Raw genomic sequence first — 7,691 nt, 5'->3', positions numbered from 1 at the left:
GGTCGAGGCTTTACCGTGAAAGTGCGTAGTCAGGCCATCCTGGCCTGACGGTGTCGGGGTTGGAACAGTCAGGGCTGGAAGCCCTGACTACGCCGCCCCGCACGCTGGCCATCGAGCTAGCGGTCGAGAGGACTTTCATGTTCCGGGGTGGCGCGGGTGCCATGACCGTTAGCCGGTGGCCGTTGCCGACATATCCAAGAGACATCGCGTTCCCCGCGCGGCCCGTCGCGGCGCAAGCCGCTCCCACAGCGTCGCTGCGCGACTTTCACGGTAACGCCGCGGCGCCAACCCGGCAACCTTGGCGTTCGTTCCTCAGCCCCCGCCCGCGGGCACCAGACCCAACCCGCCCCGGGTGCCCCCCGCCTCGCCCCGGGCGCTCAAGAGCCCGGCGGCATCCGCGGCCGTGAGCGGGTAGGAGACGAGGTAGCCCTGGCAATAGTCGCAGCCCTCGGCCAGCAGGATGCCGGCCTGGCCCGCGGTCTCCACCCCCTCGGCGATGGTGGTGATGCCGAGCTGACGGGCGAGCAGGATGATCCCGTGCAGCATGACCCGCTTGCGCTCGCTGGTCTCGATCTCGTTGACGAAGGAGCGGTCGATCTTGATCGCGTCGATGGGCAATCCCGCCAGGTGGCTCAGGGAGGAGTAGCCAGTGCCGAAGTCGTCCAGATGCACCCGGATCCCCAGTGCGCGCAGGCGCTCCAGGACCCGGGCGGCGGCCTGGGTCTCATCCAGGATGGCGGTCTCGGTGACCTCGATGACCAGGCGCTCGCCGCTTACCCCGTGATCGTCCAGGATGCGCGGGATGGCGTCGATCAGGTCCTCGTCGAACAGTTGGCGCGGCGAGAAATTCACCGCGATGCGCAGCGGTGCGCCCGGCGCGATCAGTGACTGCCAGGTGCGCAGCCGCCGACAGACCTTACTGAAGGCCCAGCGACCCAGGGGGATGATGAGGTTGCTCTCCTCCGCCATGGCGACGAACTGGTCCGGGGGGATCGGGCCCAAGCCGGGGTGGACCCAGCGCGCCAAGGCCTCGAACCCCTCCAGCCGATAGCCTTCCATGGAGACGATCGGCTGATAGACCAGGGTCAGTTGATCGGTGCTCAGGGCGTGCCCCAAGGCCTTTTCCATCTCCAGGCGGCTGACGATGCGCTCGCGCATGCCGTGGTCGAAGACCTGGAAGCGCCCCTTGCCCTGGTCCTTGGCCTGGTACATGGCGATATCCGCATCGCGCAGGACCTCGTCGGCGCTGCGGTAGTCGGGGCCGGCGTGGGCGATGCCGATGCTGGCGCCGGTCTGGACCTCCTGGTTCCCCAGCAGGAAGGGCCGGCCCAGGGCGCTGATGAGCCGGGCGGCCAGGTCCGCGGCGCGCCGCCCCTCGGTGACCAGTACCACGAACTCGTCGCCCCCCAGGCGCACCAGCCCGTCCTCCGCGCGCAGTTCGGCGCGCAGCCGGGCGGCGACCGCGATCAACAGGGCGTCCCCGGCCTCGTGTCCCAGGGTGTCGTTGATGGTCTTGAAGCGGTCCAGGTCGATGAACAACACGGCTAGACTGAGCCGCCGCGCGCCGCCACCGCCCCGCAACATCCGCTCCAGGCGGGCCTGGAGCCAGGTGCGGTTGTGCAGCCCGGTCAGGTGGTCGTAGAGGGCATCGTGGCGCAGTTGCTCCTCGGCCCGTTTGCGGTCGCTGATGTCGGTGTGGGAGCCCGCCATGCGGATCGGCAGGCCGTCGCCATCGCGCTCCGCCAGCCCCCGCGACAGAAACCACAGATAGCCGCCGTTGTGGTGGCGCAGCCGATACTCGTGGCAGAAGAAGTCCGTGCTGCCGTCCAGGTGGCGGCCGATCTCCAGGCGCACGGCGTCGGTGTCGTCCGGGTGGATGCGCTCCAGCCAATCGTCCGGGGTGCGCTCCAGGCGGGTGTCGGTGAGGCCCAGCAGGTCCTGGTAACGGGGGGAGAGGTACAGCGCCTGGGTCTGCAGGTCCCAGTCCCACAGGATATCGTTGGTGGCCCTGACCGCCAGGGCGTAGCGCTCCTCGCTGGCGCGCAGGGCCCGGTCCGCCGCGGCGTGGGCCGACAGGGTGTCCATGAAGGCGTTGAACCCACTGACCAGTTCGCCGATCTCGTCACGGGTGCGCACCGGCAGCCGGGTACTGGGGTCCAGGCTGTTGGATTGGAGCCGCTTGAAGCTCGTGATGACCTCCAGGATCGGCCGCACCAGGTCCTGGGAGTAGACCCAGGTGGCGCCTGCCACCACCAGGAAGCCCAGCACCAGGGCCACGAACGCGGTCTGGCGAATGACCCGAATCTCCGCGAACAGGGTGCGTTCCGGGATAGCGTGGCAGAGGGTCCAGTCGGCGCGCGCCACCGCCTCGCAGTTGAGCAGGTAGGGGCTGGCCCGCCACTGGAGCCGGACGGCGCCGGAGCGGTTTACCGCACGGGCCGCGGCGGCAAGGAAACCGGGGTCCGCGTCCTGGCCCACCCGTTGCGGGTCCGGGTCATAGAGCAGGCGGCCCTGCTGGTCGATCAGGGTCAGGAAGGCCCCGGTGCGCAGCCGCGCCGCGCCGAACTGGCGCCCCAGGGACCTGGGGTCCAGATTGACGACGATGAGCCCGATGGGTTTGGTGTTGAGGGTGGCGCGGTCCGTATGCATGAGCACCCGGGCCGCGGCCAGCACCTGGGGGTGACGGGAGGCTTCGTTGACGTTGGCGCTGACCCCGGTCCAGTAGACGGTCCGTCCGGACGCCTGGGCCTGGGCATAGAGGCGGTCGCGGACGGCCTGATCCAGCCGACTCCCGTCCAGGGTGTCGCCGACATGAAAGTGCTGCCCGTCGGCGGCGAACAGGTCGATCGAGACCAGTCCGTCCAGGTTCAGATAGCCGTTCAGGATATAGCCGATGCGCGCCTGGGTGGCGAGACGGCCATAGTCATCCTGCGGTTCATCGCGGGCGAACCCGCGGCCGATGTCCTCGATCCCGGAGAGGTTGGCAATCAGGCCCTCCACCTGGTCCAGGGTGCGGTCCAGGAGCCGCACCTGGCCGTCCACCAGGGCCGCGACAGTCTGCCGTGCCTGGGCCAGGACCGTGTCGCGCGCGCTCTGATAGGAGGCATAGCTCACCGCCAGCAGCGGCAGTACGCTCACCATCATCAGATAGAGGATGAACTTGCGGGTGATCCGCGGGGTGGCGCGCAACAGGGCCATGGCGGTTGCTGGGGTCCTAAGGCGGCCCGGGGGGCGCGGCGCCGGCCAGGGTATCGCTCGTAATGACACGGGTCTCCAGCCCGAGCTCCTGTTCCGCCCGGCGCGCGCCCCGCTCTATCTCGATGAAAAAGGGATTGGTCAGCGTCTTCATCACCAGCGCGATGCGCGGGCGCGCCGTCGCGGGCGCCCCCGCCGGGGCCGCCGTGGGCGCGGTGGCGTCGTCACAGGCAGCCAGCAGCAGCAGGATCAGTCCGGCGGTCAGCCCGGTGATCAGCCGATCGCCCCGGGACGGGGGGCGGCTGCGCGGGGTAAAGCGGTGCGTCATCGGTGCCGATCCTGTAGTGGTTATTGCGTCGTCGCGGGTCCGGCGGCGGGGGACTGAGATCCGAAACAGCCGCCATTATACCCGCCCGCTATCGGCGCCTCGGCCGATTGCCGCCCGCGCACGCCCTGGGAGCGCCGCACCCCCGTGCGGCGCGATCTCGCAGAAAACCCCGCCGGTACGGGTTGCGCCGAGGCCCTGCCGCACTGGGGTGCGGCGCTCCCACCAGCCATTGCGGCTCAACCGAATGGCAGTGCCGCGCAGCCCCCGCCCCCCCGCCATCCCTAATCCCGCAAATCCCCCCACAACGCCTGGAGCACCGCAAGCGCGGCGAGCGGTGCCGTCTCCGCGCGCAGGATCCGGGGTCCCAGCCGCACCCCGACCACCCCATGGCGACGCGCCAGGTCCAGTTCCCGCGGGCTCAGCCCCCCCTCGGGCCCCACCAACAGGGTCACGTCGGGCCCCGGCGGCGCCCATTGCGCCAGCGCCTGGGGCACCCGCGGGTCCAGCAGCAGCGCCCCCGGCGCCGCCGCGGCCAGCCACTGCGCCAAGGGCAGGGCGTCCGCCAGGGCCGGCAGGCGGCGACGCCCCGACTGCTCGCAGGCGCCGATCGAGACGCCCCGCCAGTGTTCCAGCCGTCGCTGGAGCCGCTCCCCCTGGAGCTGCACCATACTGCGCTCGGTAAACAGCGGCCAGAGCCCGGCCACGCCCAACTCCACCGCCTTCTGGATCGCGTAATCCATGCGCTCCCCCCGCGAGATCCCCAGGCCCAGAAAGACCCGCAGGACCGGCTCGGGCTCCACGGCACCGGCCGCGCCGATCGCAAGGACCACCCCCAGCCGGCCGACCGCCACCACCTGCGCGGCGCGGTCCCGCCCGTCCCCATTGAAGCACGCCAGCCCGTCCCCGGGTCCGAGCCGCAAGACCTGTGACAGATGGCGCGCCGGCCCCTCCGGCAGGCGCAGTTCGGTCTGCGGGTCGAGCGGGTGGTCGAGATAGACGCGGGGGATACGCATGGGCGGCGGGGGCGGGTGCCGATGGTTGGTGGGCTGAGGGCGCTATCTTAACGCTCGCGACAGGCGTGGCGCCTGGATCGAACTCTTCGCCCGATTTCCGTCACGATGCTCGTTAATCTGTGACTATTTTGTGGTAATATCGGAAAGTTCGTATCATCGTGAGGAGCGATCATCCGGTATGGAAGACCTGACACCATCAGACCTCAAAACGATCCTTCACTCCAAGCGCGCCAATCTCTATTACCTGGAACATTGCCGGGTACTGGTCAACGGCGGCCGGGTGGGGTGCGGCCTTGACATGACGTGCCTTTGAGGAGTATCTCGTAACCTTCTGTGACTAGACGAGAAGGTGCAGTCGTGACGAAGGTGGTCAGGAGATCGGGCGACGAGGTGACGGTCGAGGTGACGGTGCGACTCAGCGGCAGCCTGCTGGACATGGAAGGAGCAATCCAGGAAGCCACCAATGCGGTGGGATGCTGCGCCACTGAGGAGGCGCCGCAGCCTTTCGACACCGATGGCAGTGCGATCCGCGTCGGTGCGATCAAGCTGACCGCGCGCGGGCGCGATCCGAAGGAGTACCAAACGCCTTACGGGCCGGTCGAGGTCGAGCGTTATGTCTACCAGAGCTCGCGCGGCGGGCGGATTTACTGTCCGCTCGAGCACCAGGCGCGGATCGTGCGCGGGGCGACCCCCCGGTTCGCCAGTCAACTCAGCCACAAGTATGCGCAGCTCAACGTGCGCGCGGTGCAGGCCGACCTTGAGCAGAACCACGGTCGGACGATCGCTACCTCGTCTATTCAGAATGTTGCGGAGTGGGTAGGCACCATCGCCACGGCCAAAGAGGAGGACTGGGAGTACGCGATGCCGGCGCTTGAGACGCCCATCGCGACCGTCGTGGTCAGCCTCGACGGCGCCATGATCCCCATGGCCGACAGTGCGGGCTGGCGCGAAGCCATGGTCGGAACCCTCTCGTTTTACGACGGCGAGGGCGAGCGCCAGCACACCATCTACCTCGCTGCGGCACCCGAGTACGGCAAGCAGGAGTTTCGGCAACGCATGGAGCGCGAGATCCGACGCGCCAAGCAGCACTTCCCCGAGGCGCTGTACCTGGGCATCGCCGACGGGGCGGCAAGCAACTGGCGGTTCCTCGAGCAACACACCGATCGCCAGTTGATCGATTTTTTCCATGCAACGGAATACGTCGGCAAAATCGCCCAAGCGACCCATCCGCAGCGCCAGGCCGAAGGCAAGCGCGCGCAGTGGCAGAGCGCGCACTGCACGATGCTCAAGCACGACCCCGCCGCGCTTGACCTGCTTATCGGCGAGGCCGCGCGCCTGTCGCAGCGCCACACCCTCTCGCAGACGCTGCGCGACGACGTCCTCAGCGCTTGGACCTACTTCACCAACCATCGCCACCAAATGGACTACCCCGGCTTCGTCGCCGCGGGACTGCCGATCGGATCGGGCGTTACCGAGGCCGCCTGCAAGACCTTGGTCAAGCAACGGCTGTGTGCCTCCGGGATGCGCTGGAAGAACAAAGGGGCCAAGATTGTGCTCAGCCTACGCGCACTGACGCATACCACCGGAAGATGGGCACAGCTCTGGCAGAAGATCGACCAGGTGGGGGTTGAGTGCCGCGGTTAGGCATATTATTTCAAGGCCGCACCCTTCATGGCAGGATATCTTTAGACTTCGACCATCCATCGGCAACTCTTTACTTGCTTATTAATCAATAACTTAAGGAAATCACCAAGGCTCTTCAGGACTTAAAGGAATCAAAAAAATACTTAAAAGTCAGTCGCATAATAGCGATCTCCTGCGTACACGGGCATTGCGAAATTACGCTGAACGGAAAAACATAACCATTTGATTTTTTTAGGGTGCTAGGCGAACATCGCATAGCCGTGCAGATCGAGGTACACTCTTTGGAATAGTCGGCGATGGTTTGTGATGCCATAGCATCGACGCTTGAGCACTTTAATCTTATTGTTAAGTCCCTCCACGAAGCCGCTGTTTTTTCGACCGATAAAATAGTTTGTAATTTCTTCCATGTGACCTTCGAGCGTTTTCAGGAAACGGTTAAAGCATGTGAGTTTGCTATTGATGACCCGCTGAATCCAGCCTTTTATTTTTCGCTTTCCTTGACCCTTAGATAATGGGGCATTGAGAATAGAAGTTAATGAATTGCATAACTCGTAGGCTTGTCGTAATTTCGGCGAGAAATCAAACAGCCGATTTAATATTCGCCGTTCATCAGCAGTAAGTTCATCAAATGGTTTTCGCACGATCCAGAGCACGTTTTCTAACGAATTGTAGTTTAGCTTCGATAGTTCTTTTTGCAGCCGCCTCATTTCTTTCTTCCGTAAGACTTCTAAGGCTTCACGATACAGTTTTGCAACATGAAAACGATCCGCGCAGACCGCAACACGCTTCCCGAAAACGGCCTTTGCTGCACCGATAAACCCCTGATACAAATCGGAGCATACGAATTCGACGGTTTTCCGTAACCGCTTGGGAATGCTGCGAAAAAACTCCAAAACAATTGCTTTCGTACGATTGACCAGGATGCCTAGAACGATTAACTCATCTTCGACATAACTGCTGATAATAGTCACGAAATCACGATGTCCCTTTTTCAAGGCGATTTCGTCAATCCCGATGACCTTGATCGATTGGATTTTTTTCCAATCCACCGCGGCATCAACGGTTCGGTCAAGGATGCCCTCAATTGCGTCGGGTCCAAGATCCAGCTTATGGCTGACATCTTGAATCGTGCTGTTTATCAGGGAGCGCATAACTTCCCGTTCAAAAGCTTTAGTGAAAGGACTCTTCGGTGTATACCAGTCAAGTTGTTGAGTTGTGGTCGGCTCTTGATCGCATGTCTGGCATTGGTAGCGCTTTGGTCGGATCACAATATAGGTCTTATAACCAAAAATTGGCAAATGACGTAGGCGGATCTCTTGGCCGACTCCGTAACAATTATCGATCGGCTTTCCACAACGATGACAGTGACCGCCATCCTTAGTACTCGCGACGAAAATATTGACTGTATTTTTACCCTCAAACTCAATACGCTCAATTTCAATATCTGGCAGGCCCAATAAAATCTTGAATTGCTCGTTACTGATCATATTAATAACTTAGACCGAATTGAA

The 7,691-nt window shown here is 63.7% G+C and carries 6 protein-coding genes; 2 read left to right on the top strand and 4 right to left on the bottom strand.

Going from position 1 to position 7,691, the window contains the following annotated elements; all coding sequences use genetic code 11:
- Window positions 1–312 precede the first annotated feature (312 nt).
- From QZY48_RS10885 to QZY48_RS10875, 3 genes are all read right to left on the bottom strand, one after another.
- Window positions 313–3,198: an EAL domain-containing protein gene (locus QZY48_RS10885; RefSeq protein ID WP_295430883.1), complete on the bottom strand. Its 2,886-nt coding sequence runs from the start codon at window positions 3,196–3,198 to the stop codon at window positions 313–315.
- A gap of 16 nt (window positions 3,199–3,214) precedes the next feature.
- Window positions 3,215–3,523, bottom strand: coding sequence for a hypothetical protein (locus tag QZY48_RS10880; protein WP_295430882.1), 309 nt, complete (start codon window positions 3,521–3,523; stop codon window positions 3,215–3,217).
- Between the two features lie 281 nt (window positions 3,524–3,804).
- Window positions 3,805–4,536, bottom strand: a complete 732-nt coding sequence (locus QZY48_RS10875; protein WP_295430881.1) for a 16S rRNA (uracil(1498)-N(3))-methyltransferase — start codon at window positions 4,534–4,536, stop codon at window positions 3,805–3,807.
- A gap of 178 nt (window positions 4,537–4,714) precedes the next feature.
- Here QZY48_RS10875 and QZY48_RS10870 point away from each other — a divergent pair, with 178 nt between their 5' ends.
- Both QZY48_RS10870 and QZY48_RS10865 read left to right on the top strand, forming a co-directional pair.
- On the top strand, window positions 4,715–4,849 hold the full coding sequence (locus QZY48_RS10870; RefSeq protein ID WP_295430880.1) for a hypothetical protein: 135 nt from the start codon (window positions 4,715–4,717) through the stop codon (window positions 4,847–4,849).
- A gap of 44 nt (window positions 4,850–4,893) precedes the next feature.
- Window positions 4,894–6,180: an ISKra4 family transposase gene (locus QZY48_RS10865; protein ID WP_295430879.1), complete on the top strand. Its 1,287-nt coding sequence runs from the start codon at window positions 4,894–4,896 to the stop codon at window positions 6,178–6,180.
- A 239-nt stretch (window positions 6,181–6,419) separates the two neighbouring features.
- Here QZY48_RS10865 and QZY48_RS10860 read toward each other — a convergent pair whose 3' ends face one another.
- On the bottom strand, window positions 6,420–7,667 hold the full coding sequence (locus QZY48_RS10860) for an ISL3 family transposase (protein WP_295430878.1): 1,248 nt from the start codon (window positions 7,665–7,667) through the stop codon (window positions 6,420–6,422).
- Window positions 7,668–7,691 lie beyond the last annotated feature (24 nt).

This window comes from uncultured Thiodictyon sp., from assembly GCF_903828115.1.
Taxonomy (GTDB): domain Bacteria; phylum Pseudomonadota; class Gammaproteobacteria; order Chromatiales; family Chromatiaceae; genus Thiodictyon.
Note: the sequence above shows the minus strand (reverse complement) of the source record. Positions and strands in the feature narration are given on the sequence as shown.

Bases quoted from the DNA above. Each gene is read 5' to 3' on its own strand.
- QZY48_RS10860 (WP_295430878.1), bottom strand. From the start codon at position 7,667: ATGATCAGTAACGAGCAATTCAAGATTTTATTGGGCCTGCCAGATATT.
- QZY48_RS10885 (WP_295430883.1), bottom strand. From the start codon at position 3,198: ATGGCCCTGTTGCGCGCCACCCCGCGGATCACCCGCAAGTTCATCCTC.
- QZY48_RS10875 (WP_295430881.1), bottom strand. From the start codon at position 4,536: ATGCGTATCCCCCGCGTCTATCTCGACCACCCGCTCGACCCGCAGACC.
- QZY48_RS10870 (WP_295430880.1), top strand. From the start codon at position 4,715: ATGGAAGACCTGACACCATCAGACCTCAAAACGATCCTTCACTCCAAG.
- QZY48_RS10880 (WP_295430882.1), bottom strand. From the start codon at position 3,523: ATGACGCACCGCTTTACCCCGCGCAGCCGCCCCCCGTCCCGGGGCGAT.